The 25594-nt window shown below is 71.7% G+C and carries 20 protein-coding genes and 2 pseudogenes; 11 read left to right on the plus strand and 11 right to left on the minus strand.

The features are described from left to right. Positions 1 to 1965: a fumarate reductase/succinate dehydrogenase flavoprotein subunit gene (locus tag ACIBBB_RS04020; RefSeq protein WP_398978392.1), complete on the plus strand. Its 1965-nt coding sequence runs from the start codon at positions 1 to 3 to the stop codon at positions 1963 to 1965. Next, positions 1962 to 2708 (plus strand): succinate dehydrogenase/fumarate reductase iron-sulfur subunit, encoded by a 747-nt coding sequence (locus ACIBBB_RS04025; protein WP_398978394.1) that lies wholly within the window; start codon positions 1962 to 1964, stop codon positions 2706 to 2708. The genes ACIBBB_RS04020 and ACIBBB_RS04025 overlap by 4 nt, the downstream gene beginning before the upstream one ends. Positions 2709 to 2715: 7 nt before the next feature. Here the strand turns inward: ACIBBB_RS04025 and ACIBBB_RS04030 are convergent, their stop codons facing one another. Beyond that, positions 2716 to 3780, minus strand: a complete 1065-nt coding sequence (locus ACIBBB_RS04030; protein WP_398978396.1) for an LLM class flavin-dependent oxidoreductase — start codon at positions 3778 to 3780, stop codon at positions 2716 to 2718. 58 nt (positions 3781 to 3838) lie between these two features. Here ACIBBB_RS04030 and ACIBBB_RS04035 point away from each other — a divergent pair, with 58 nt between their 5' ends. Further along, positions 3839 to 4327: a hypothetical protein gene (locus tag ACIBBB_RS04035; RefSeq protein WP_398978398.1), complete on the plus strand. Its 489-nt coding sequence runs from the start codon at positions 3839 to 3841 to the stop codon at positions 4325 to 4327. Between the two features lie 39 nt (positions 4328 to 4366). On the opposite strand, the gene ACIBBB_RS04040 is transcribed toward ACIBBB_RS04035, so the two are convergent. After that, the gene (locus ACIBBB_RS04040; RefSeq protein ID WP_398978401.1) at positions 4367 to 4591 is read right to left on the minus strand and encodes a dodecin; all 225 of its coding nucleotides are present in this window, start codon (positions 4589 to 4591) and stop codon (positions 4367 to 4369) included. A 226-nt stretch (positions 4592 to 4817) separates the two neighbouring features. Here ACIBBB_RS04040 and ACIBBB_RS04045 point away from each other — a divergent pair, with 226 nt between their 5' ends. The 3 genes and pseudogenes from ACIBBB_RS04045 to ACIBBB_RS04055 form a co-directional block, all read left to right on the plus strand. Next, a complete protein-coding gene (locus ACIBBB_RS04045; RefSeq protein WP_398978403.1) occupies positions 4818 to 6059 on the plus strand; it encodes an extracellular solute-binding protein in 1242 nt (413 codons plus the stop codon). Positions 6060 to 6314: 255 nt separating this feature from the next. Then, a complete protein-coding gene (locus ACIBBB_RS04050; protein ID WP_398978405.1) occupies positions 6315 to 7130 on the plus strand; it encodes a GNAT family N-acetyltransferase in 816 nt (271 codons plus the stop codon). After that, a pseudogene (locus ACIBBB_RS04055) lies at positions 7127 to 7735 on the plus strand (lysophospholipid acyltransferase family protein); the annotation flags it as partial. The gene ACIBBB_RS04050 and the pseudogene ACIBBB_RS04055, both read left to right, overlap by 4 nt. A 278-nt stretch (positions 7736 to 8013) precedes the next feature. On the opposite strand, the gene egtD reads toward ACIBBB_RS04055, so the two are convergent. Genes egtD through egtA form a run of 4 tightly spaced genes read right to left on the minus strand, consistent with a single transcriptional unit; the run spans position 8014 to position 12366 of the window. Next, positions 8014 to 8976: an L-histidine N(alpha)-methyltransferase gene (gene egtD / locus ACIBBB_RS04060; protein WP_398978407.1), complete on the minus strand. Its 963-nt coding sequence runs from the start codon at positions 8974 to 8976 to the stop codon at positions 8014 to 8016. Continuing rightward, positions 8973 to 9728 (minus strand): ergothioneine biosynthesis protein EgtC, encoded by a 756-nt coding sequence (gene egtC, locus ACIBBB_RS04065; protein WP_398978409.1) that lies wholly within the window; start codon positions 9726 to 9728, stop codon positions 8973 to 8975. The genes egtD and egtC overlap by 4 nt, the downstream gene beginning before the upstream one ends. Next, on the minus strand, positions 9728 to 11095 hold the full coding sequence (gene egtB / locus ACIBBB_RS04070) for an ergothioneine biosynthesis protein EgtB (RefSeq protein ID WP_398978410.1): 1368 nt from the start codon (positions 11093 to 11095) through the stop codon (positions 9728 to 9730). Before egtB ends, egtC begins: the two co-directional genes overlap by 1 nt. After that, complete coding sequence (gene egtA / locus ACIBBB_RS04075; RefSeq protein WP_398978412.1) at positions 11092 to 12366, minus strand: ergothioneine biosynthesis glutamate--cysteine ligase EgtA; 1275 nt, start codon at positions 12364 to 12366, stop codon at positions 11092 to 11094. The genes egtB and egtA overlap by 4 nt, the downstream gene beginning before the upstream one ends. Positions 12367 to 12530: 164 nt before the next feature. On the opposite strand from egtA, the gene ACIBBB_RS04080 reads away from it, so the two are divergent. Next, complete coding sequence (locus ACIBBB_RS04080; RefSeq protein WP_398978414.1) at positions 12531 to 13502, plus strand: TIGR02452 family protein; 972 nt, start codon at positions 12531 to 12533, stop codon at positions 13500 to 13502. On the opposite strand, the pseudogene ACIBBB_RS04085 reads toward ACIBBB_RS04080, so the two are convergent. Further along, positions 13487 to 13949, minus strand: a pseudogene (locus tag ACIBBB_RS04085) (type II toxin-antitoxin system PemK/MazF family toxin). The gene ACIBBB_RS04080 and the pseudogene ACIBBB_RS04085 overlap by 16 nt on opposite strands. Positions 13950 to 14038: 89 nt before the next feature. Beyond that, a complete protein-coding gene (locus ACIBBB_RS04090) occupies positions 14039 to 14746 on the minus strand; it encodes an alpha/beta fold hydrolase (RefSeq protein ID WP_398978416.1) in 708 nt (235 codons plus the stop codon). A gap of 114 nt (positions 14747 to 14860) precedes the next feature. On the opposite strand from ACIBBB_RS04090, the gene ACIBBB_RS04095 reads away from it, so the two are divergent. The 3 genes from ACIBBB_RS04095 to ACIBBB_RS04105 all read left to right on the plus strand — a co-directional run bounded on the left by ACIBBB_RS04095 (position 14861) and on the right by ACIBBB_RS04105 (position 17690). Beyond that, positions 14861 to 15958 (plus strand): LacI family DNA-binding transcriptional regulator, encoded by a 1098-nt coding sequence (locus ACIBBB_RS04095; protein WP_398978418.1) that lies wholly within the window; start codon positions 14861 to 14863, stop codon positions 15956 to 15958. Between the two features lie 125 nt (positions 15959 to 16083). Next, positions 16084 to 16401: a hypothetical protein gene (locus ACIBBB_RS04100; RefSeq protein ID WP_398978420.1), complete on the plus strand. Its 318-nt coding sequence runs from the start codon at positions 16084 to 16086 to the stop codon at positions 16399 to 16401. 98 nt (positions 16402 to 16499) lie between these two features. After that, positions 16500 to 17690, plus strand: coding sequence for a thiolase family protein (locus ACIBBB_RS04105; RefSeq protein ID WP_398978837.1), 1191 nt, complete (start codon positions 16500 to 16502; stop codon positions 17688 to 17690). A 9-nt stretch (positions 17691 to 17699) separates the two neighbouring features. Here the strand turns inward: ACIBBB_RS04105 and trxA are convergent, their stop codons facing one another. Next, a complete protein-coding gene (gene trxA, locus ACIBBB_RS04110) occupies positions 17700 to 18110 on the minus strand; it encodes a thioredoxin (protein WP_398978422.1) in 411 nt (136 codons plus the stop codon). Positions 18111 to 18239: 129 nt separating this feature from the next. Between trxA and ACIBBB_RS04115 the strand changes: the two genes are divergently transcribed. After that, positions 18240 to 19670 carry a dihydrolipoyl dehydrogenase family protein gene (locus ACIBBB_RS04115; protein ID WP_398978424.1) on the plus strand — a complete coding sequence of 477 codons (1431 nt, stop codon included), beginning with the start codon at positions 18240 to 18242 and terminating at the stop codon, positions 19668 to 19670. A gap of 34 nt (positions 19671 to 19704) precedes the next feature. On the opposite strand, the gene ACIBBB_RS04120 is transcribed toward ACIBBB_RS04115, so the two are convergent. Next, positions 19705 to 23094 carry a hypothetical protein gene (locus tag ACIBBB_RS04120; protein ID WP_398978426.1) on the minus strand — a complete coding sequence of 1130 codons (3390 nt, stop codon included), beginning with the start codon at positions 23092 to 23094 and terminating at the stop codon, positions 19705 to 19707. Between the two features lie 108 nt (positions 23095 to 23202). Beyond that, a complete protein-coding gene (locus ACIBBB_RS04125; RefSeq protein ID WP_398978428.1) occupies positions 23203 to 25473 on the minus strand; it encodes an ATP-binding cassette domain-containing protein in 2271 nt (756 codons plus the stop codon). Between the last annotated feature and the right edge of the window lie 121 nt (positions 25474 to 25594).

A 25594-nucleotide genomic window follows, 5' to 3' on the forward strand; every position in this document is an offset into this window, starting at 1 on the left:
ATGGACGACCTCCTCCCGCCCACGTACACCGACTACTCCACCGGCGAACCCCTCGTCGACACCAAGGCCCCGGGCGGGCCCGTCGCAGAGCGCTGGGACACCCGCCGCTTCGAGGCCAAGCTGGTCAACCCGGCCAACCGCCGCAAGCACACCGTCATCGTCGTCGGCACCGGGCTCGCGGGCGGCGCCGCCGGCGCCACACTCGCCGAACAGGGCTACCACGTGGTCCAGTTCTGCTACCAGGACTCGCCGCGCCGCGCCCACTCCATCGCCGCCCAGGGCGGGATCAACGCCGCGAAGAACTACCGCAACGACGGCGACTCCATCCACCGCCTCTTCTACGACACCGTCAAGGGCGGCGACTTCAGGGCCCGCGAGTCCAACGTCCACCGGCTCGCGCAGATCTCCGTCGAGATCATCGACCAGTGCGTCGCCCAGGGCGTGCCCTTCGCCCGCGAGTACGGAGGTCTCCTCGACACCCGCTCGTTCGGCGGCGTCCAGGTCTCCCGAACCTTCTACGCCCGCGGCCAGACAGGTCAGCAACTGCTGCTCGGCGCCTACCAGGCGCTGTCCCGGCAGATCGCGGCCGGCACCGTCGAGATGCACCCGCGCACCGAGATGCTCGACCTGATCGTCGTCGACGGCCGGGCCCGCGGCATCGTCGCCCGCGACCTGATCTCCGGCAAGGTGTCCACGTACTTCGCCGACGCCGTCGTCCTCGCGTCCGGCGGTTACGGCAACGTCTTCTACCTCTCGACCAACGCCAAGAACAGCAACGCCACCGCCGTCTGGCGCGCCCACCGGCGCGGCGCGCACTTCGCCAACCCCTGCTTCACCCAGATCCACCCCACCTGCATCCCGCGCTCCGGCGACCACCAGTCCAAGCTCACGCTGATGAGCGAGTCGCTGCGCAACGACGGCCGTATCTGGGTGCCGAAGGCCCACGGCGACACCCGCCCGCCCGCCGAGATCCCCGAGGACGAGCGCGACTACTACCTGGAGCGGATCTACCCCTCCTTCGGCAACCTCGTCCCGCGCGACATCGCGTCGCGCGCCGCGAAGAACGTCTGCGACGAGGGCCGCGGCGTCGGCCCCGGCGGCCAGGGCGTCTACCTCGACTTCGCCGACGCGATCCGCCGGCTCGGCCGCGGGGCGGTCGAGGAGAAGTACGGCAACCTCTTCGAGATGTACGAGCGGATCACCGCCGAGGACCCCTACCAGGTACCGATGCGCATCTACCCGGCGATCCACTACACGATGGGCGGGCTCTGGGTCGACTACGACCTCCAGACCACCGTCCCGGGACTGTTCGCGATCGGCGAGGCCAACTTCTCCGACCACGGCGCCAACCGGCTCGGCGCGTCCGCCCTCATGCAGGGCCTCGCCGACGGCTACTTCGTCCTGCCGTCCACCATCAACGACTACCTGGCCCGCAACCCGCACCAGGACACGGTCGACGACAGCCACCCGGCGGTCGCCGAGGCCGTCGCCGACACCGAGGACCGGCTGCGGCTGCTGCTCGCCGTCGACGGCGACCGCACCCCCGACTCCTTCCACCGGGAGATCGGCGAACTGCTCTGGGAACACTGCGGAATGGCCCGCAGCGAGATCGGACTGCGCAAGGCGCTCGACCGTATCCCGCAGATCCGCGAGGAGTTCTGGCGCCGGATCAAGGTGCCGGGCACCGGCGAGGAGTTCAACCAGTCGCTGGAGAAGGCCAACCGCATCGTCGACTACCTGGAACTCGCCGAGCTGATGTGCCTCGACGCGCTGCACCGCGCCGAGTCCTGCGGCGGCCACTTCCGCGAGGAGTCCCAGACCGAGGGCGGCGAGGCGGAACGGCACGACGACGCCTTCTCGTACGCGGCGGCCTGGGAGTTCGCCGGCACCGGCACCGCGCCCGTCCTGCACAAGGAAGACCTCGTCTTCGAGTACGTCCACCCCACCCAGCGGAGCTACGCATGAGGCTCACCCTGCGCGTCTGGCGGCAGAGCGCCGCCGACGCCACCGGCGCCATGGTCACGTACGACATCGACGGCATCTCCGAGGACATGTCGTTCCTGGAGATGCTCGACTCGCTCAACGAGCAGCTGATCCTGACCGGTGACGACCCCGTCGCGTTCGACCACGACTGCCGCGAAGGCATCTGCGGCGCGTGCGGTGTCGTCATCAACGGCGACGCCCACGGCCCCGAACGCACCACCACCTGCCAGCTCCACATGCGGCACTTCTCCGACGGCGACACGATCGACGTCGAGCCGTGGCGGGCGGGCGCGTTCCCCGTGGTCAAGGACCTGGTCGTGGACCGGTCGGCGTTCGACCGCATCATCGGGTCCGGCGGCTACATCAGCGCTCCCACGGGCTCCGCCCCCGAGGCCCACGCCACGCCGGTGCCCAAGGCGGACGCCGACTTCGCCTTCGAGCACGCCGAGTGCATCGGCTGCGGCGCGTGCGTGGCGGCGTGCCCCAACGGCTCGGCGATGCTCTTCACCTCCGCCAAGGTCAACCACCTCAACGTGCTCCCCCAGGGCGCTCCCGAGCGCGAGACCCGGGTCCTGGACATGGTCGCCACCATGGACGAGGAGGGCTTCGGCGGCTGCACCCTGACCGGCGAGTGCGCGACGGCCTGCCCGAAGGGCATCCCGCTGCCGTCGATCACGGCGATGAACAAGGAGTGGCTGCGGGCGACGCGCAAGGTGGCGCGCTAGGACGTCGTCACGCCGTCGCCACGCCTCGACGCGCGGGATCGGCCGGCACGTTGGGGGCAGGGACCCGGGTCAGTCCCGCGACACCTGCCAGGCGGGTGAAGGAGTCCAGGAGTGCGTCGCGGTCGTACGTGCTGGTCGTCAGCAGCACCTCGTCCGCACCGGTCTCCTTGATCACCGACTCCAGGGTGCCGGCCACCTGTTCCTCGGTGCCCTGGACATGGCCGCGCAGGCCCGACTCGTAGAACTCCCGCTCCTTGGCGGTCATCGTCAGCGTCTCGATCCGCTCCGCGGGGGCGAGCGGCGGGAAGACGCCGCGGGTGCGGGAGTGGGCCATCGACCAGGCTTCGGGCATGAGCAGGCGGCGTGCCTCCTCCTCGGTCGCGGCGACCGCGACCGTGCCCGAGATGACCACGTGCGGGCGGTCCGCCCAGGGGGAGGGACGGAAGCCTTCGCGGTAGCGCTCGACCGCCCGCAGCATCCGGTCACGGCCGCGCAGGTCGCCGACGACCATGGGCAGACCCGCCGCGGCGGCGATGTCCGCTCCCTCGCCCATCGCCAGGACGAACGGCTGCGGGCGCAGCCCCTCGGCGGGCAGGGCGTGCACCTGCGGATAGAGACGCTGGTCACCGGTGAACCAGCCGAGCAACTCCTCGATGCGGTCGGCGAAGTCCTCGGTATCCTGCTTCTCCTTGCCGAGCGCCCGGCGTATCCCGTCCGTGAAGCCGACGGAGCGGCCGAGGCCCATGTCGATCCGGCCGGGGAACAGTGACTCCAGCACCCCGAACTGCTCGGCCACGACCAGCGGCCGGTGGTTGGGCAGCATCACCCCGCCCGTACCGACGCGGATCGTGGAGGTCGCGGCGGCGACGGCCGCCGCCAGGACCGTTGGCGCAGAGCCCGCGACGCCGGGCACGCTGTGGTGCTCGGAGACCCAGAAGCGGTGGTAGCCGAGCGCCTCCAGCCGCCGCGCGAGGCGCACCGTGTCGCGCAGGGCCTCGGGAGCGTCCCGGCCCTCCCGGGTGCGGGAGCGGTCGAGTACGGAGAACGGGATGTCTGCGATCGCTGAGCTCACGTTCGGTTCAACACCGACGCGGCGCGAGGATTCCCCGGCCCTTCTCTAGGCTGGGCGTGTGACGGACAACTGGGGACCACTGGCGGTATTCGATCTGGACGGGACGCTCGCGGAGACCGCGCACCGCCAGCACTTCCTGGAGCGCAGGCCGAAGGACTGGAACGGTTTCTTCGACGCGGCGGGGGACGACACGCCGCTCGCCGAGGGAGTGGCGCTGGCCCTGGCGAGCGCGGAGGAGTGCGAGGTCGTCTATCTGACGGGCCGTCCCGAACGCTGCCGCGAGGACACGCTCACGTGGCTGCGCGCGAACGGTCTTCCCGACGGCCGGCTTTTCATGCGCCGCAACGACGACCGGAGGCCGGCCCGCACGACCAAGGTGGAGCGGCTGGGCAAGCTGGCCGCGGGCCGGGAGATCCGCATGCTCGTGGACGACGACGAGCTGGTGTGCGACGCCGTGGAACGTGCGGGATTCCGGGTCGTACGCGCTCGCTGGGCGAGCACGTCACAGGCGCTGAAGGACGGGCAGGAGCGCGAGGGGCGCACCTGAGCGGGCCCCCGCCGATCGGGCCTGGGACCGGGCCTCGGGTCAGCCCGCCGTGTCGCCGTCCTCCAGGCGGAAGCCGACCTTCAGCCCGACCTGGTAGTGCTGGATCCGGCCGCCGGCGATATGCCCGCGGACCTGTGTCACCTCGAACCAGTCCAGCTCCCGGAGGGTCTGGGACGCCCGGCCGATCCCGTTGCGGATGGCCTCGTCGACGCCCACCTCTGAGGTGCCGTAGATCTCGGTGACCCGGTAGGTGTGGTTGCTCATGGGGGTCGTTCTCCTCTTCGCGCGGTCGCGGGTCTCACTCCACGGTGCCCCACCATCACGCGCCGCGCGCGGCAGGAGAGGGGTGCGGTAGGGGTCCCGGGCGGCTGCGCGGGGCTTGACCGGTTACCTGGTACATACCAAAATCGCCGAATACCCGTGCGAGCACTCTTGCTCCCCCCACGTCGGGTTTCTCTCTTTCGTGCCCGCACGCCAGAAGGTGACCTACGTGAAAAACCGCTTCCTTGTCGGCTCCGCCGTGTTCGTGTCCTCCATCGCCCTCGTGGGATGCGGCATGCTCCCCGGTGACGACGAGAAGGTCATCACCATCTGGCTCATGAAGGACAGCGTCTCCACCGAGTTCCTTGAGCGGTTCACCGAGGCGTACGAGGAGGAGAACCCCTCGGTCCGGCTGGAGGTCAAGATCCAGGAGTGGACCGGGATCGGCAAGAAGGTGATGGCCGCGCTGGAGGACGACGACTCGCCGGACATCATCGAGGTCGGCAACACACAGGTCGCCCAGTACGCGGAGAGCGACGGCCTGCGGGACCTCACCCTGGAGTCCGTACGCGACCTGGGAAGTGAGGACTGGCTGCCGGGTCTCGCCGAGCCCGGCAGCATCAACGGCTCCCAGTTCGGCATCCCTTGGTACGCGGCCAACCGCGTCGTCATCTACAACAAGGACCTCTTCGCACAGGCCGGCATCGAGGAGCTGCCCAAGACCCGCGAGGAGTGGCTGGACATCACCGCCGAACTCGACGAGGGCGCCCAGCAGGGCATCTACCTCGCCGGCCAGGACTGGTACACCCTCTCCGGCTTCATCTGGGACGAGGGCGGCGAGCTGGCGGTCGAGTCGGGCGGCGAGTGGGAGGGCCGGCTCGACACCCCCGAGGCGATCAACGGCATGAAGTTCTACAAGGAGTTGCAGGGGCTCGGCGACGGCCCCAAGGACTCCGACGAGGTGACGCCGGTGCAGGAGGAGGTGTTCGCCAGGGGCGACGTCGCGCAGATGATCGACACCCCCAACTCCGCCGTCCAGATCGAGGAGAAGAACCCCGGTCTCAAGGGCAAGCTCGGCTTCTTCCCGATCCCCGGCAAGACCTCCGCGACGCCCGGCTCCGTCTTCACCGGCGGCTCCGACCTCATCGTCCCCAAGAACTCCTCCCACCGGTCGGCCGCCGTCGAGGTCGTCAAAGCGCTGGCCGGCGAGAAGTGGCAGACGGATCTCGCCAGGACCATGAGCTACGTGCCGAACAAGACGACCCTCGCGGGCGTCATCGAGGGCCAGGAAGCGACGGCCGCGATGGCGGCGGGCGCCGCACAGGGACGGGCCACGCCCAACTCGCCGAAATGGGCGGATGTCGAGCTGGACAACCCGATCAAGCCGTACATGACGGCCGTCCTCCAGGGCGAGGACCCGAGGATCGCCGCCGAGGCGGCCGTCGAGAAGATCTCGGCGGCGCTGCGGTAGATTCGGGGTCCGGAGCGCTCCACCGGGTCGGCGGACTGCCCCCGGCGTTCGGCGGACTCCTCGAAGGTCCCGTTCCGGGACGGCCGCTTTACCAACCCATTACCCGTTGGTTCCGGCCATTCAGCCGTCCCACATCCCCGCTCCGCCAGGCTGTCATGTCGAATCCAGCCGGTCACGGAAGAAACAAGGTGCCGGGGCGCCGCACCAGCGGCGTCCCACCACCGCTCGTTCTTTTGTCCGGCACAGGAGACCTCTATGTCCGCCTCGCCCGCCGTCGTCCCCGCCACCCTCCCCACGGCACCCCCGCAGCTCCCCCTCCCCGCCCCGGCACCCGACCCCGACCAGCGCTATCTCGTCTCCCTGGCCCGCGACCAGGAGGACATACGCGCCGCCCAGCGCCTGCGCTACATGGTCTTCGCCGGTGAGATGGGCGCCCACATCGACGCGCCCGAGCCCGGCCTCGACAGCGACGCCTTCGACGCCTACTGCGACCACCTGCTGGTACGCGAGGCCGAGACCGGCGAGGTCGTGGGGACGTACCGGCTGCTGCCGCCCGACCGCGCCCGTGCCGCCGGACGGCTGTACTCCGAGAGCGAGTTCGACCTCCAGAGGCTCGACCACATACGCGACGACCTCGTCGAGGTCGGCCGCTCCTGTGTCCACCCCCTGCACCGCGACGGCGCCGTCATCGCCCTCATCTGGGCCGGGCTCGCCCGCTACATGACCCGCACCGGGCACAACTGGATGGCGGGCTGCTGCTCCCTGCCGCTGAGCGACGGCGGCGCCCTCGCGTCCGCGACCTGGAACACGGTCAAGGACCGCGACCTCGCGCCCGAGGAGTACTGGGTCACCCCGCACCGACTCTGGACCCCCGACAGTGAGACCCTGCCCGCCGCACGGGCCGAACTTCCCGCGCTGCTCCGCGGCTACCTGCGGCTCGGCGCCTGGGTGTGCGGCGCGCCCGCGCACGACCCGGAGTTCGGGGTCGCCGACCTGTACGTCCTGCTGTCGCTGCGCCGCACCAACCCCCGCTACCTGCGGCACTTCCTCTCGCTCGCCCCGGCGCGATGAGCGCCTGGCTGCCCACGGCGCCCTGCACCCCGCAGCTCTGCGCCCCCCTGCCGGACGCCCCGCGCCGGGGCCCGGTCGCCGCGTCCGCGCGGCTGGCGGCCGGTCTCGGCGCCGTGATCACCGGGACCCTGCTCATTCCCTTCGTCGCGCTGTTCAACTCCGGTGTACGCGACCGGCTGACCCGGGGGTGGACACGTACCGTGATCCGGCTCTTCGGGGTGCGCGTCCAGGCCGGCGGGACGCGGCCCGAGGCCTTGTCCGTGACCTCGGGCGAAGCGCCGTGCGGGGTGCTCGTCGTCGCCAACCACATCTCCTGGCTGGACATCCCGCTCGTCGCGACCCTGTTCCCCGGCCGGTTGCTGGCCAAGAGCGACATCCGGCGCTGGCCCGTCCTCGGCGTGGTCGCGGCCCTCGGCGGCACCCTGTTCGTGGAGCGCGACCGGCTCCGCGCGCTGCCGGGCACCGTACGAGACGTCAAGGACGCCCTGCTCGGGGGATCCCGGGTGATCGTCTTCCCCGAGGGAAGCACCTGGTGCGGAAGGGACCAGGGGCGGTTCACCGCGGCCATGTTCCAGGCCGCGCTGGACGCGGGGGCGGCCGTCCTTCCCGTACGGATCGGCTACAGCCCGCTGGGTCCCGCCGCCTTCGTCGGGGACGACCCGCTCGCGGTCTCACTGTGGCGCGCGGTGGTGACCCGCGGGCTCACGGCGGAGATCGAGGTCCTGCCCCTGATCCCCGCCGGGAGCCACGCGGACCGGCGCTCACTGGCGCGCGCGGCCCAGAGTGCCGTCACCCGGACCGGCGGCGACCGGGCCGGCGTTGTTCACGCGGCCGTGTCTCACACCGCTGTCTCTCACACGGCCGTATCTCAAGCGGCCGTCTCTCACACCGCCGTCGCCAGCGACAGCGCGAACCGCCCCGCCTCGTCCGTCCACCAGTGCGTCAACTCCATCCCCGCACCGGCCAGTTCGGTGCGGACACCGTCCTCGGTGAACTTCGCGGACACCTCCGTACGCATCTCCTCACCCGCCTCGAAGGCGACCACCAGATCCAGTTCGGGAATCTTCACAGTGAGGGCCCGGCGCGCCCTGAGCCGCATCTCGATCCACCGCTGATCGCTGTCCCAGAGCGCCACATGGTCGAAGTCCGCCGGGTCGAAGTCGGCTCCCAGCTCGCGGTCGACGACGGCCAGCACGTTCTTGTTGAAGGCGGCCGTCACCCCTGACGCGTCGTCATAAGCCTTGACCAGTACGGACTCGTCCTTGACGAGATCCGTCCCCAGGAGCAGCGCGTCGCCGGGCACGAGCATCGCGCGCACGGACGCGAGGAAGTCCGCGCGCTCGTCGGGCAGCAGATTCCCGATCGTGCCGCCGAGGAACGCGACCAGTCGGGGCCCCGGCGTGTCCGGCAGCTCCAGCTCCTTGGTGAAGTCGGCGATGAGCGCGTGTACTTGGAGGCCGGGCCGCTCGGCGAGCAGCGACTCGGCGGCCCCGATGAGCGCGCTCTCGCTCACGTCCACCGGTACGTAGGCGTGCGGCACGGGCAGCTCGTCGAGCAGATGCCGGGTCTTCTCCGAGGACCCCGAGCCCAGCTCGACCAGCGTGCGGGCCCCCGTCGCCGCCGCGATCTCGGGCGCGCGGGTGAGCAGGATCTCCCGCTCCGCGCGCGTCGGATAGTACTCGTCGAGCCTGGTGATCTCCTCGAAGAGTTCGCTGCCCCTGGCGTCGTAGAACCACTTGGGCGGCAGGGACTTGGGTGTACGGGTCAGTCCGTGCAGCACGTCGGCGCGCAGCGCGGCGTCGGTGGCGTCCTCGGGCAGGGTGCGGGTCAGCTGGTACGGGCTCACGAGGGGGGCTCCTTGAGGGGAGTGAGCAGGACGTCGGTGCGGGTCGCCGCCAGCAGCGTGTGGTCGGGGACTTCGCACCAGCGCGGATCGTCGTCGTACGGCTCCGAGGCGACGACCGTGGACCGGCCGGGCTCGGCGAGATACCAGAGCGTGTCCCCCCAGGCGGTCGCCGTGACCGTCGTACCGTCCGTGAGCAGCAGATTCAGCCGGGAGCCGGGCGCCGCCTCGGCCACCTCCAGGACCGTGTCGGTCAGGGCCTGTCCCATGCCGTCGCCGTCCCGCAGCCGGTGCAGCACCAGCGCCCACACGAGCGCCGAGTCGGTCCGGGCGTCCAGCGACAGCAGTTCGGCGGGGGAGAGGGCGGCGGCAGGCGGCGCCAGGCTCGACGGCCAGCCGCGTACGGCGCCGTTGTGGCTGAAGAGCCACGGCCCGGAGGCGAACGGCGCCGCCGCCGCCTCACCGTCCGAGCCCGCCTCGGTGGCGTCCCGCACGGCCGCGAGCACCGCACCGCTCCTGACCACCCTGGCCAGGTCGACGACGCTCTGATCGCCCCAGATGGGGCCCGTGCGGCGGTAGCGCGCGGGCAGCGGGTCGCCGTCCGCGTACCAACCGACCCCGAAACCATCCGCGTTGACCGTCCCGTACCGCTGCCGGCGCGGCTCCCAGGACTGCCGGTACAGCGCGTACTCAGGGGCGATCAGCACTTCGCGCAGCGCCACCGGCGCCCCCACATAGGCGATATGACGGCACATCACGCGTCCCCGGCCGAGCGGGCGGTACGGAACCCGGCGAAGATCTGCCGGCGCACCGGCAGGTCCCAGTTGCGGAAGGTGCCGCGGCATGCCACCTGGTCCACGGCGAACGAGCCGCCGCGCAGCACCTTGTGCGCCCCGCCGAAGAACACCTCCGAGTACTCCCGGTAGGGGAAGGCGGCAAAGCCGGGGTAGGGCAGGAAGTCGCTCGACGTCCACTCCCACACGTCACCGATCAACTGCCGTACGCCCAGCGGCGACGCGCCCCGCGGATAACTGCCCGCGGGCGCGGGCCGCAGATGGCGCTGGCCGAGGTTGGCGTGCTCGGGCGTCGGGTCCTCGTCGCCCCACGGATGGCGCCGCGAGCGGCCGGTGGCCGGGTCGTGCCGGGCGGCCTTCTCCCACTCCTCCTCGGTCGGCAGCCTCCGCCCGGCCCAGCGCGCGTAGGCGTCCGCCTCGTACCAGCTGACATGCAGCACCGGCTCGTCGGCGGGGACGGGCTCGACCGCGCCGAAGTGGCGGCGCGTCCACTGTCCTGCCTCCCGCCGCCAGAACAGCGGTGCGGCGACGCCGTGTTCACGGATCTGGTCCCAGCCGGCCGGGGCCCACCAGCGTTCGTCGGTGTAGCCGCCGTCCTCGATGAACCGCAGATAGTCGCCGTTGGTCACCGGCACGGTGTCCAGGTAGAACGCGGGCACCAGCCGGTGGTGCGCGGGCCGTTCGTTGTCCAGCGCCCACGGCTCGGCCGAGGTGCCCATGGTGAACTGCCCGGCCGGGATCAGGACCTCGGCCGGCAGGTCCGCCGCGTCCACCGGATCGGGGGCCGGCGGCTTTGGCGCCGTCAGCGCGGCGGGGCCGCGGCGCAGCTGATGGGTGATCAGCATCGTCTCGTCGTGCTGCTGTTCGTGCTGCGCGATCATCCCGAAGGCGAATCCCGCGTCCAGCAGCGGACCGCCGCGCAGCGGACTGCTGTCGAGGATGTCCAGGACCCGGCCCCGGATGTCGGAGGCGTACGCGCGTGCCTCGGTGGGCGCGAGCAGCGGGAGCGTGGGACGCAGTGCCCGCGGATGCTCGAAGGCGTCGTACACGGAGTCGATCTCCGGCCTGACGGCCTCCCGGCCGCCGACCGTACGGAGCAGCCACTGCTCCTCCTGATTGCCGATATGGGCCAGGTCCCAGACCAGCGGTGACATCAACGGCGAGTGCTGCGCGGTCAGTTCGGGCTCGTCCACACAGGAGGTGAGGAGTGCGGTGCGCTCGCGCGCGGTGGTGAGCGCGTCGAAGGCCCGGCGCCGCAGCGCGTCGACGGATATCCCGTCCGTGGTCCCGTCCGCCGTCTCGGCCGGTGTCCCGGCGTTCTCGGTCATGCGCGGATTTCCTTCCCGGTTTCGGGGACGTTCATATCGTCGGCGGGGCAGCGGCCCGGCACGACGTACCGCTCGTTGAAGGCCGCGACGGCCTCCTGAACGGTCTCGGTGGCGCCCGTACGAGGCAGAGCCTGAAGCGCGACGGCGAAGCACTCCACCGCCGCCGCGTGCAGCTCGGGGTCGGTGAGCCCGTCGCGGGCGGCCGTGAGCCAGAGCGGATTGCCCGGCGCGGGGAGGGCGCCCGCCGTCTCGGCGAGCGTCTTCACGGTGCGGTACACCGTTTCGGCGGCCTCGGGGTCGTCGAACAGCGCGGTGGTCACCGCCAGCGGCACCATCCAGCCGTCGGCCCCCGGCTGGGCGTCGATCATCCGCAGCTCCAGATGACCGCGCGGGCGCACCGGCGGGAAGAGGGTGGAGATGTGGTAGTCGAGGTCGGCACGGACCGCCGGCCGGGGCAGACCGGACCGGATCCACTCCCGGAAGGTCAGCCCCTCGGGCACTCCCCAAGGACCGACCGCGGTCCGGACGCACATCACCGGCGCGTCCAGTACATACGCCGCCCACGCGGCCCGCGGCTCGCGCCGCAGGTCGGGCGCGTTGGTGCGCGCCGGATCGAGGTCCGTCCACAGCGCCTGCCGGGTGGAACGCCAGCCGGTGGCACGGCGCGCCTGGACAGGCGAGTTGGCGAACGAGGCCACCAGCACCGCGCCCAGCAGATGCGCGAGCTGCCAGCGCCTGCCGTACCCGAGAGGGCCCGGCTCCTCGGTACCCGCGTCGAGGCACACCTGGACGGAGGCGGAGGAACGCATCATGGCGCGGCCCGAGGGGCCGATCCGGTCGAGGTAGGTCTCCATCGCGTCGTACCGCGGCTCCTTCAGGAGCCTGCCCGGCGAGTGCCACGGATCCTGTCCGAGGCCGGTGAGCGTGAGACCGGCCGTACGCAGTTCACGGCGTACGGCGGCGAGGTCCGCCGCTGTGGAGTTGACACACTCCATCAGGGAGGAGGCGGGCGCCGAGCTGAGTTCCAGCTGGCCGCCCGGTTCGAAAGTCAGCGCCGATCGCAGGGACACGTCACGGAGGCCGGCATAAGCCTTGTCGAGACGCTCGGTCCGAACGGGCAGTTCGGGGTCGTACAGATCGTGCACGAGCCATTCCAGTTCGACACCCACGATGCTGGGCGGACCTGTCTTGAAACATATGCCGCGCAGCAGCGCCTCGGCGTCGTCCTCGGTGAGAGACGGGCCCGCAGCTGCGAATTCCTCCGACGACATGGCCGGATCCTCCTGTCGAAGACCGTGCCCGGACCCCGTCCCGGGGTTCGGGGCGGGGCGCTGCGTTCCAACCTAAGGCCACTCCCGGCGATCCGCACAAGAGTGCCCCCGCGGGTGGGAAACCTGGTTGCCCCGAGCGTGTTTCCTCACCGAGGATGCCTGGCATGAGCGCACGGCTGCGGGGGATCGCGAAGCACACCGAGGAGATCGTCGAGGCGGGCGGGTACCGCGCGGAGGACGGCCGCCAGGTGCCACTCGCGGCGCTGCTGACCGCCGCGACCGAGGGCACGCGGCTGTACGGGCCGGAGCCCGTACCGGTCACCCCGGACACCTCCCGTACGACATCCTTCGAGGTCAGCGGCGAGAGCAGCCTCCAGGCCGCCCGGCGGATGTCCTCGGCGGCACCGGGCCCCGTGGCCGTTCTGAACTTCGCCTCGGCACGCAACCCGGGCGGCGGCTACCTGAACGGCGCACAGGCCCAGGAGGAGGCGCTGTGCCGGGCCTCCGCCCTCTACGCCACCCTGCTGCGCGCCCCGGACTACTACGCGCACCACCGCGCCGACCGCAGCCCGTTCTACAGCGACCGCGTGATCCACTCGCCCGGCGTGCCCGTCTTCCGCGACGACCGGGGCCGGCTGCTCGACGCCCCGTTCACCGTCGGTTTCCTCACCTCGCCCGCCCCGAACGCCGGGATCGTCGCGCGTGACCGGCCCGAGGAGAACCCGCGAATTCCGGCCACGCTCGCGGCCCGCGCCGAGCGGGTCCTGGAGGTGGCGGTGGCGGGCGGATACCGGCGCCTCGTGCTCGGGGCGTGGGGGTGCGGGGTCTTCCGCAACGACCCGGCGGGGGTGGCCGGTGCCTTCCGGGCGCTGCTCGTCGCGCCGCCGGAAGGGTCCGGAGCGGGCGGGGGCGGCGGCCGGTTCGCGGGCCACTTCGACCAGGTCGTCTTCGCGGTGCTCGACCGGACGGCCGATTCGGCCACGCTGGCCGCTTTCCGGCGTACGTTCGCGGACGTCGCTCAGGATGTCGCGGGCGTCGCCGAGGACGGCTCCGAGGGCGGCTCCGAGGACGGTCCGGGCGGCTCGGGCTCCGGCGGCGCGGGCGGCCCCCGCATACCGGCTCAGCGCCAGCCGTAACGCTCCCGCAGCCGCCGTACGACCCGGTCGAACCGCCCCCGGTCGAGCGCGCACGCCTCGCGCCGCATGCCCTTGTCGTGGATCCGCAGCACCCGGTCCAGATCCACCCACGACTCACGGCCCTGCCGGTCCCACGGCCCGACCCCGATCGGCACCCACTCGTGGTCCCGGTCGTGCCGCTTGCTGGAGAGCTGGACGGCGAGCAGCGTCCCGGCCGGTTCGCGGGCCACGACGAGCACCGGCCGGTCCTTGCCGCGCCCGTCGTTCTCCTCATAAGGCACCCAGGTCCAGACGATCTCGCCGGGATCCGGATCGCCGTCCTTGTCCGGCGCGTACGGGCCCCACGTCGCGGGGATCGGCCTCGGTGGTCGCGGAGGGACCGCTCCTGCCGGGGAGTTGGGGCTCGGGGGAGTGGCCGGGGGCGCCGGAGTCGGTGAAGGGCTTCATCCGAACGAAGGTAGAGCCTGCGCGCCCCCGACCCGCGCCCGGGTCGGCCCGGTCCCTGCCGGGCTGTTCGCCGTCCCTGCCGTCTCCGCTCAGATCCATCCCTTCAGCGCGGCCATGAACGCGTCGAGGTCGTCGCGGTGCGCCGTGTGCCCCGCGCCCTCGACCGTCCGGACCTCGAAGCCGCGCGAGCGCAGCTCCGCCGCGTCCTCGGGCGAGACCATCGGGCTCGGATCGGCGATCGTCACCAGCGAGGGCACCGCCGGCCGGGCAGGCCGCAGATCCGCGCCGAACGCGGGCGCGATGCCGTACGCGGTCCGCTCGTCCCACACGGCGAGGCTCGCCACCTCAAGGTCCACGTCCACCTCCTCCCAGCGGGGATTGAGCGTGGATATCTCCTCGCGCGAGAGGGTCTTGGCCGCGGCCAGCCGCGCGGGTCCCGCGCTCTCGGTGGCACCCGCATCCGGGCCCGGCAGATGCCAGGCCGGATCGCAGTAGACCGCGCGGCGCGGCGCGAGCCGTTCCACCGCGAGCGCGAGCGCCATGCCGCCGAGTGAGTGGCCGATCGCCACCTCCGCCCCGGCGGGCAGTGTCTCCACGAGATCGTCGGCGAAGTCCTCGGGCGCGTAAGGACCTTGGCCACTGGCGCCGTGGCCGCGCAGATCGACGGCGATCACGCGCAGGCCGCGCGCGGCCAGTTCGGGCCCCACCCGGCGCCAGGTCCGGTGGTCGGCCATGATGCCGTGGATCAGGAGCGCGACGCGGTCGCCCTCGCCCCAGGTGTGGGTGTGCAGTCGCAAGACGATCCCTTTCGTACGTAGGAGCGCTCGAAAGCGCCTTTCTCGTGGGGTGATCGAACGGGACTCCGGGCGGCGGATGCCATCGACGGCCCGTCTGGAAGGATGCGGGGGGCGATGAGTCAGTTACCTGAACAGCCGTCCCCAAGACCGTCCCCGCCCTCTCCGCGGCCGCCCGAACCGCGTGCCGAACGCCTCGTGGGCCGCCCCGCCGAGCGCCCCGTCCCCACCAGCGCCGACGTCGCCCGCCTGGCCGGAGTCTCCAGGGCCACCGTCTCGTACGTACTCAACAACACCTCCGCCGTACGGATCAGCGAGCCCACCCGCCGCAAGGTCCGCGAGGCCGCCGAAGAACTGGCGTACATCCCCCACGCCGCCGCGCGCAGCCTGCGCGCGGGACACACCAGGATTGTCCTGCTCCCCACCGCGCACGTCCCCATCGGCCCCCTGCACAGTCGCTTCCTCAACGAACTCCAGTGGGCGCTGCGGCGGTTGGACTACACGGTCGTCCAGTACGGCAGCCTCGGCCTCGACGGCGACGAGGCCGCGCGCGCCTGGGCCGAACTGCGCCCGGTCGCCGTCGTCTCCCTCGGCGAGATCGCGCTCACCCCGCACGGGGTCGAGATACTCAAGCGCTCAGGCGCGAAGGCCGTCATCACCCTCGGCCCGCGGCGCGTCGAGGGCGCGCACGCCCTCGTCATGGACCAGCGCGAGATCGGCAGCTGCGCCGTGGACCATCTGCTGGAGCGTGGACGGCGCCGGATCGGCGTCGTGATGCCCGGGGAACCGGGCCTGGAGCTCTTCTCGGAGCCCCGGCTCGCCGGCGCGCGGGCAGCGGCCGACGCGTCGTCCGCGGGCGCCCGCGTCGAGCCGGTGCCGCTCTCGTACACGGAGGAGTCGGCCGCCGCGCTCGCCGCCCGCTGGGACGGCCTGGACCTCGACGCGGTCTACGCCTACAACGACGAGTACGCGATGCTCCTGATGAGGGCCCTCCAGGACGCGGGTGTCGACATCCCCGGCGACGTGGCGGTGCTCGGCGCCGACAATCTACTGCTCGGCAGGTTGCTCCGGCCCAGGCTCTCGACCGTACGGATCGACCTCGTCACCGGACAGCGGCTGGCGGCCCTGGTCGACCGGGTGGTGCGCGATCCCGGCGGTGAACCTGAGCGTCACGACCTCATGGGGGCGCTGGCCCTGCAACGAGAGTCGAGCTGACGCCGGCCTCCTAAGCAGACGGATGCCCGGCGGACCGGACTCGGCGGACCAGACCCGGCGAGCCGGATCCGGTCACCCCGCCGGACGACATGCGGGCCGCCCTCCCGTTGTCTAGCGTCACCAGCATGAGCACTGCCTGGCACCCCTATCCGCGGCGTTTCGAGATTCTGCTGGTACCGGAGCACACCGACGGCGGCGACGGTCCGCCGGACGCGGCGACCGCGCTGCGCTCGGCCGTGGTCGAGACGACCGGAGAGACCGGCGAGTCCGGCTATCCGCGCTACGAGGGCGGGGGAATGGTCGCGGACATCGACCCGGAGACCCGCACCGTCGAAGGTCTGCTGATCGACGGCTACGAGGTCGACTACGGCCTCACCGCACGCGTCGTCGACACCCCCGACGGGCCGGGCGCGTCCGGTGCCACGGAGCCCCGGACGAGCTGACCGGCCGTCCGGGATCCTTTCTCCCCTAGATGTAGCTCCCATGAAAGAGTGCGTCGGTGAACAGCTGACTCAAGGGGAGAGAGCCGATGAGCGATCCGATGACCATCCGTGACGTCTACGTCGTCGACGCCGTCCGCACACCGATCGGCAAGTTCGGCGGCGCGCTCTCCTCCGTACGACCGGACGATCTCGCCGCCCATGTCGTACGGGCGCTCGTGGACCGTACGCCGGAACTCGACCCGGCCGGGATCGACGACGTCGTGCTCGGCGCGGCGAACGGCGCCGGCGAGGACAACCGTGACGTGGCGCGCATGGCCGCCCTGCTCGCCGGGCTGCCCGTCTCGGTCCCCGGCGTCACCGTCAACCGGCTCTGCGGCTCGGGGCTCGAAGCGGTCATCCAGGCGGCGCGTGCGATCGCGCTCGGCGACGCGTCGATCGTCGTCGCGGGCGGCGTCGAGTCCATGTCCCGCGCCCCGTGGGTCTTCCAGAAGCCCGAGCGGGCCTTTTCCGCCGGGCATCAGCAGATGTACTCCACGACGCTCGGCTGGCGCATGACCAACCCCGAGATGCCCGCCGAGTGGACGGTCCCGCTCGGCGAGGGCGCCGAGCAGATCGCCGACAAGCACGCCATCACCCGGGACGCGCAGGACGCGTTCGCGCTGGAGAGCCACCTCAAGGCCGCGCGGGCGTGGAGCGAGGGTCTGTACGACGCTGAGGTCGTGCCGTACGCGGGAGTGGAGCTCGTACGGGACGAATGCATCCGCGACAACACATCGCTCGAAGCACTGGGCAAGCTCCGGCCCAGCTTCCGTAAGGAGGGCGCGGGGACGGTCACGGCGGGCAACGCCTCACCGCTGAACGACGGCGCCGCCGCCCTGCTCCTCGTGGACGAGGCGGGCCTGCTGGCCACCGGGCGCGAACCGCTCGCCCGGATCAGGGCCTCCGCGGTCACCGGCATCGAACCGCAGCTCTTCGGCCTCGGCCCGGTCGAGGCGGTACGCCGGGCCCTGGCCAAGGCGGGCCGGGACTTCGCCGACCTCACCACGTTCGAACTCAACGAGGCGTTCGCCGCCCAGTCGCTGGGCTGCCTCGCCGAGTGGCCCGAGCTGGACCCCGCAGTCGTGAACCCGCGCGGGGGCGCGATCGCCATCGGCCACCCGTTGGGTGCCTCCGGCGCGCGCCTCGCGGGGTCCGTCGCCCATCAGCTCGCGGCGGCGGGCTCGGGAACCGGTCTCGCCGCGCTCTGTATCGGTGTGGGCCAGGGGCTCGCCCTCGTACTGGAACGCTGACCAGCGGCCTTACGCGCCGGTCGTCCCGTCGCCCGGGGTCTGGCCCTGCGCCTTCGCGGCGGCCTCGGCCTCGGCGACCGACTTGCGGACCTCGTCCATGTCGAGCGCGCGTGCCTGCCCGATCACGTCCTCCAGGGCCGTCTCGGGCAGCGCACCGGGCTGCGCGAAGACCGCGACGTTGTCCCTGACGATCATCAGCGTCGGGATGGAGCGGATCTCGAAAGCCGCGGCGAGCTCCTGCTGCGCCTCCGTGTCGACCTTGGCGAAGACCAGGTCGTCGTGGCGCTCGGACGCCTGCTCGTACACCGGGGCGAACTGACGGCAGGGACCGCACCAGGAAGCCCAGAAGTCGATCAGAATGAAGTCGTTCTCCGACACCGTCCGGTCGAAGTTCTCCTTGGTGAGTTCCACAGTGGTCATGCCTGATACCTCTTCCTGTTCTCTCCGGACCGAAGTCGCCTCCGACAACGGTGCGTACCACCGCCGTATTCCTCGCCCATTCCCGAAGATCGTGTGGCCATGCGGCTGGCGCCGCATCAGACTGTTCCCATGACGGAAGCTACTGAATACGACGTTGTGGTGCTGGGCGCGGGACCGGTCGGGGAGAACGTCGCCGACCGTGTCAGGGCGGCCGGGCTGAGCGCGGCGATCGTCGAGCGGGAGCTGGTCGGCGGCGAGTGCTCCTACTGGGCGTGCATGCCGAGCAAGGCCCTGCTGCGACCGGTGATCGCCCGCGCGGAAGCACGCAGCGTCCCGGGACTGAGCCAGTCCGCGCAGGGCCCGCTCGACGTGCCGGCCGTCTTCGCGCACCGCGACTACTTCACGTCGAACTGGAAGGACGACGGCCAGGTCGCCTGGGTCGAGTCGATCGGCGCCACCCTCTACCGAGGCCACGGCCGGCTCGACGGCAAGAAGAGAGTGACCGTCAGGGACCCGGAGGGCGGCGAGCAGGTCCTCACCGCCCGCCACGCGGTCGCCGTCTGCACCGGCACCACAGCTTTGGTCCCCGACCTGCCGGGCCTGGCGGGCGCCAATCCCTGGACGAGCCGTGACGCGACCAGCTCGTCGACCGTGCCCGACCGGCTCGTGGTCGTGGGCGGGGGAGTCGTCGGCGTCGAGATGGCCACCGCTTACCAGGGATTCGGCTCGGCCGTCACGATGCTCGTACGGGGCAGCGGTCTGCTCCCCCGTATGGAGCCCTTCGTGGGCGAACTGGTCGCCGACGCGCTGACGGAAGCGGGCGCCTCCGTACGTACGGGCGTCTCCGTCGCGTCGGTCGAGCGCGACGGTGGTACGGGACCGGTCACGGTCGTCCTCGACAACGGCGAGCGGATCGAGGCGGACGAGATCCTCTTCGCGGTCGGCCGGGCACCGCACACCCAGGACATCGGCCTGGACTCCATCGGCCTGAAGCCGGGCTCCTGGCTCCCCGTCGACGACAGCTGCCGGGTGGAGAACAGCGACTGGCTCTACGCGGTCGGCGACGTCAACCACCGAGCGCTCCTCACCCACCAGGGCAAGTACCAGGCCCGCATCGCGGGCGCCGCGATCGGCGCCAGGGCGCAGAAGGTGCCCCTGCTGGAGACCGACCGCTGGGGCGCCCACGTGGCGACGGCCGACCACGACGCGGTCCCGCAGGTGGTCTTCACGGACCCGGAGGTCGCCATGGTCGGCCTCACCCTCAAGGAGGCCGAGGAAGCGGGCCACCGGGTCCGCGCGGTCGACTACGCCATCGGGAACGTCGCGGGCGCGAGCCTCTACGCGGACGGCTACCGGGGCCGCGCCCGGATGATCGTGGACCTGGACAGCGAGACCCTGCGGGGCGTGACGTTCGTGGGTCCGGGCGTCGGCGAACTGCTCCACTCGGCGACGGTGGCGGTCGCCGGCGAGGTCCCGATCAACCGCCTGTGGCACGCGGTCCCGTCGTACCCGACGATCAGTGAGGTCTGGCTGCGGCTGCTGGAGACGTACCGGGGCTGAGGCGGTCCCGCGTGCCGCCCGCCCCGGCGCCCGCTCACTCCGTGCGGATGAGCACCCCCAGCGCCGCGTCCCGCACGTCCGCCGACGGGTGGGTGCGCAGCACGTGCAGGGCCGTGCGCCAGTCGTCCGGCCAGCCCACACGGGAGCCCGTGGCGGACACCAGGGCGACCGCCAGGAGGCCGGTGGCCGGGTCGTCGGTCGCGGTCAGACGGATGGCGGCTGCCAGGACCGTCGCGGGGTTCGACAGCGGGCCGCCGTGGCCGAGCCGGCTGCGCACACGCTCCGCCGTCGACACCGCCAGGGCGGGGCGGCCGACCGCGTTGGCCGCCAAGTCCCGCAAGCACGCGATGAGTTCGGGCAGGTCGGCGTCCACATCGACGAGGGCGCAGAGCAGGCCCGCGCGGGCCCCGGCCAGGGACGGCTCGGCGGCGAGTTGTGCCGCCACTCCCTCCAGCACCGGGCGGGTCTCAGGAGTCGCCCTGTCGGGCAGCGCACCCAGGAGCGCGCGCACCCGTTGGCGGCAGGGCAGATCCCGGTCCGGAGCCGTGTCGGGCTCGCCGGCCGCGATCGCCGGGAGCAGCGCCGCCAGCGTGTCGTGCAGCAGGCTTCCCGGCGCCGCGCCGCCGACGGGATGCGGCAGGCCCGAGACAGCCAGGTTGCTGATCGTCGCGGTGGCCCGCCGCCAGACGGCGCGTGTCCCCTCTCCCTCGCGGAGGTCGGTGACCCGCTCGGACAGCCCCTCCACCGCCTCCGGGGCGTACCGCACCCACCGGGGGAGCACACGCAGCCCGGCCGTCGCCACCTCGGGGTCCGCCGCCCGGCACACCTCGCCCACCAGGCGGGCGTAACGGGGCCGGTGGGTCTCCGGCAAGGACCAGACCGAGGTCCGTACGACCGCCTGAAGCACCTGTGGCGCCCCTGCCGTGGCCGCCGTGAGGACCGACCACGTCTCCTCCTCGGACAGCAGGCCGGTCGAGAACGCCACGACGGCCGCCTGTACGTCGGGGTGCGGGGACGGCGCGTGGAAGGCCGCCGAGAGGAGAGCCGACGCACGGGAGAGCGGCAGGAGGGTGGCCGCAAGCCGTACCGCCTCCTTCCGGCTCGTCACCTTCACGCCCTCCTCGGCGGTGAGCAACCCGCTGAGCCCCTCGGCGAGTTGGGACGGCGCGACGAAACGCGCGGCACGGGACGCGGCGTACACGGCCACCCGGGCGCGATCGCCTCCGGCGTGGGCGAGCAGCGCCGGCAGCGCGTCCTGCGGATCGTCCGCCCACACCAGCGCGGCCAGCGCGGCCTCGGCAAGCACCACGTCCGGGGAGTCGGCGTACCGCAGGGCGAGCGCGCGCCCGTGCTCCGGGACCGTCGCGGCGGCCCGGATCGCGGCGGCGCGGCTGTGGAGCGGCTGCGACGCGTCACCGGCCGCCGCCGCGGCCATGGCGCCCGCCGCCGCCTGCTGGCGCGGCAACCAGCGCCCCGCGCAGCGGAGTTCGGGCAGCGGCCGACGCCTGCCGCGCCGAAGGAAGCGGCCGTACGGCGGCGACCCGCCGAGCAGCACATCCAGGAGATCGGTCCGACGCCCCGTCAGAACCCTTTCGACCGGGGTGAGTACGGCTGCCGACGGTTCGAGCTCCAGAATCCTGGCCACCCGCTCGTCCCGGGTCCACGGCGGCTCCAGCCAGTACGTCGCCGCGGTCTCGAACGCGCTGTCGTCGCCGTACTTCAGTGCCTCTTCGAGCAATCCCTGGAGGACGGGCATCCGGTGCGCCCGCCTGCCGAGCGAGGCGGTCAGCGTGAACAGCAGCCGGTAGTCGGCCTTGTCCATCGCGGCGTCCACCCACGGGCGCAGCGCGTCGAGCACCTGATGCTCCTGGCCGCGCCGCAGTGTCCGGTCGAGCGGACCGAGGTGGCCCACGCCGACATGGCCGGCGATCCGTTCCAGCGCGCCCAACGACCAGACCACCAGGGCCTGTTCACCGCGCCCGGCGTTCTCTCGCAACAGCTCGACCGCCAGGGCCCGCAGGGCCTCCCTGGTGCCGTAGGAGATGTCCCGCGCCTCCAGGGCGTCCAGCAGGACGCGGTCCAGCGTCCGCGTGTCCTCGGCCGTGAAAAGGTCGGGGTGCACTTCCGCGAGCGCGCCGAGGGCGGCGCAGCGCACCGGATCCTGCTCGTTGCGCAGCCGCGGCAGCTCGTTCAGCGTCTCGCGCACGGCCGCCCGGTCGCGGGAGCGGGCGGCATTGGCGATCAGCAGCGGCCAGGCGCTCGCCCGGTCGACGGCGTCCGGGCGACGGGTCCCCGCCAGCAGTTCGGTACGTGCCTCGGCGACGGGGCCGTGCGCGACCAGCTCCAGGATCTCGTACCAGGACCTCCCCGTCTCGCGGCGCCGGGCCGACCACCGGCGGGCCTCCGCCCAGCGGCGCTCGCGCGGCAGCAGGGCGAGGACCGGCAGGAGGACGTCGGTGTCCACCTCGGCGCCCGCGGTCGCCAGGTCGAAGAACTCGCTCCGGCGGTGCGGAGGCAGCGCCTTGAGCAGCTTGGCGAAGAAGCTGGGGTAGCCGTCCGCCCAGTAGCGTCCGAGAGCGGGCAGCGAGGGAGGGTCGGCGTGGACGATCCGCCGCAGGACGGACGCCGACGGGAGCGGCGTGTACGACCGTCCGCCCCGGTCCCTCGGGATCAGCAGCCGTACGACGCGGTCCGGGTCGACGGCCACCAGCTGGTTCAGCCGCTCGGCCAGGGCGGCCGGAAGAGTGTCGGGGCCGTGCCTCTCCAGCATCGAAAGCACCCGCTCGGCGCGGGTGGCGAGGGCCGCCGCCACACCCTCGGCGTAGCGGTGCCAGACGGCGTTGTGCTCGGAGCGCGGGCGGTCCGCGAGTTCCCGTTCCGCGTGGTCGAGGACCTGGTCGGGGAAGTGGAGTCCGAGCTTGGTCCAGGACTCGACGGCGTAGGAGAGTCCGGGCAGCGCCGCCGCCACGAACTCCGCCGAACAGACGGGCAGCAGCTTGGCCGCCGCGGAGTCACCCCACTGCGCGCGCAGCCTGGGCACCAGGCGCTCCGCCGGCGCCGTACGCCCGCTCGCGAGCACGACCTCGCCCAGCCGCTGCCGCACATCGGCCGAAGCGTCCTCGTACACCGTCTCGATCGCCGCGTCCGGGAGCGGAAGCGTCCGGGCCGCGCGCAGCGCGTACGCCCGTACCACCGGGTCCCGGTCCGTCAGCCGCCCGGCCAGGAAGTCCATGTGCCGGCCGACCAGCGCGGCGAACGCCGCGAGTCGTCGCTCGTACGTGCCGCGGCCCGCCAACTCTTCCACCAGGGCTGAGAGCTCGTCATCCGAGGACAGCGAACGGACTGTGTGGGCAAGGTGCTTGAGGCGCTTCGGGTACGACAGCGGTTCGAGTGCGACAAGCAGACGATCGACGGTGAGTGACATGACCGTGATTGTGCCGGTGGGCGGAGTGTGAGCCCAGCGGATATACGCGGCCGGTGCCGCAGATCCGCCGGGCTCCACCAGCACGGTTCCGGACCCCGCGTACGCCGGCTACGGCTGCGTACCGACGTACTCGCGCAGGTGTCGCGCCGTGAGCGTGTCCGCGTGCGCCACCAGATCGGCCGGCGTACCCGTGAAGACGATCTGTCCGCCGTCGTGCCCGCCGCCCGGCCCCAGGTCGACCAGCCAGTCCGCGTGGGCCATCACCGCCTGGTGATGCTCGATAACGATCACCGTGTTGCCCGCGTCCACCAGCCGGTCGAGCAGCGCGAGCAGCTTGTCCACGTCCGCCATGTGCAGCCCGGTCGTCGGCTCGTCCAGGATGTAGACGGACGACTTCTCCGCCATCTGGATCGCCAGCTTCAGCCGCTGCCGCTCGCCGCCGGACAGGGTGTTCAGCGGCTGGCCGAGCCGCAGATAGCTCAGCCCCACATCCGTGAGCCGGCCGAGAATCGCGTGCGCCTGCCCGGAGGCGAAGTAGTCGTGCGCCTCCGCGACCGACATGGAGAGCACCTCGCTGATGTTCTTGCCGTTCAGCCGGTACGTGAGCACCTCGGGAGTGAACCGCTTGCCCTCGCACTCCTCGCAGACCGAGGCGACGCCCGCCATCATCGCGAGGTCGGTGTAGACGAGCCCGAGGCCATTGCAGTTGGGGCAGGCGCCCTCCGAATTCGCGCTGAACAGCGCGGCCTTGACACCGTTGGCCTTGGCGAACGCCGTCCGAATCGGGCTCAACAGCCCTGTGTAGGTCGCCGGGTTGCTCCGCCGGGACCCCCGGATCGGAGACTGGTCGGCCACCACCACGCCGTCCCTGTTGGAGAGATAGCCGTGGATCAGCGAGGACTTCCCCGATCCCGCGACCCCGGTGATCACGCTCAGCACACCGGTCGGGATGTCGACGCTCACGTTCTTCAGGTTGTGCAGATCGGCGCCCTCGATGGACAGCTGTCCGCTCGGCTCGCGCACCGACTCCCGCAGCCGCGCCCGGTGTTCGAGGTGCCGGCCGGTCAGCGTGTCCGAAGCGCGCAGCCCCGCCACGTCGCCGGTGTAGCAGATCCGCCCGCCCGCCGTACCGGCGCCGGGGCCGAGATCCACCACATGATCGGCCATCGCGATGACCTCGGGCTTGTGCTCGACGACCAGCACCGTGTTGCCCTTGTCCCGCAGCCGTAGCAGCAGGTCGTTCATCCGCCGGATGTCGTGCGGGTGCAGTCCGATCGTGGGCTCGTCGAAGATGTACGTGGCGTCAGTGAGGCTGGAGCCCAGATGCCGCACCATCTTCACGCGCTGCGCCTCACCCCCGGAGAGGGAGGACGAGACCCGGTCCAGGCTCAGATAGCCGAGCCCGATCTCGACCAGCGACTCCAGCAGGTCCCGCAGATTGCCGAGCAGCGGTGCCACGCCCGCGTCGTCGATCTTCCGGACGTACTCGGCCAGATCGCTGATCTGCATCGCCGAACACTCCGCGATGTTCACGCCGTTGACCTTCGAGGACAGCGCGGCGGTACTCAGCCGGCTGCCGCCGCAGGACGGGCACTCGGCGAAGACGACGGCCCGGTCCACGAACGCCCTGGCGGAGGCCTGCATCGAGTCCCGGTCCTTGACCAGGATCGTGCGGTTGACCTTGGTGACGAGCCCTTCGTACGTGATGTTGTTCGAGCCGATCCTGACCTTCGTCGAGGTCTTGTGGAGGAAGAGCTCCCACTCCTCGGGCGTGAAGTCCTTGAGCTTCTTGTCCGGGTCGTAGAAGCCCGAGGCGACCATGACCTGCCAGTACCAGGCGTCCACCTGGAAACCGGGGACGGTGATCGCGCCCTCGTTCAGGGAGAGTTCGCGGTTCACGAGTTGGTCGATGTCTATCTTCGACACCTGACCGATCCCCTCGCACTCGGCGCACATGCCCTCGGCGGCGTTGAAGCTGAAGGCGGTCGACGTGCCGATGTGCGGGGTGCCGAGCCGGCTGAAGATGATCCGCAGCATGGTGTACGCGTCGGTCGCCGTGCCCACCGTGGAACGGGAGTTGGCGCCCATCCGCTCCTGGTCGACGACGATCGCGGCACTCAGATTGTGCAGTGAGTCGACGTCGGGTCTGCCCATGCTCGGCATGAACGACTGGATGAACGCCGTGTACGTCTCGTTGATCAGGCGCTGGGACTCGGCGGCGATGGTGCCGAAGACGAGGGAGGACTTGCCGGATCCCGAGACGCCGGTGAAGACCGTGAGGCGGCGCTTGGGGATGTCGACCGAGACCTCCCTCAGGTTGTTCTCGCGGGCCCCGCGGACCTGGATCACGTGGTGACTGTCGGCGGCTGGGATGTTCACGGACTGCTCCTCGTGATTCTCGGCGAGCGGCTAGCGTACACCGTACCCAATCAAAGTCGCACATATTTTCGAATACATAGGTGCGCGACGGCCACCGCCACCGGCAGGTGTTACGGCTGGG

The organism is Streptomyces sp. NPDC051217 (assembly GCF_044455465.1).
Classification (GTDB): Bacteria; Actinomycetota; Actinomycetes; order Streptomycetales; family Streptomycetaceae; genus Streptomyces.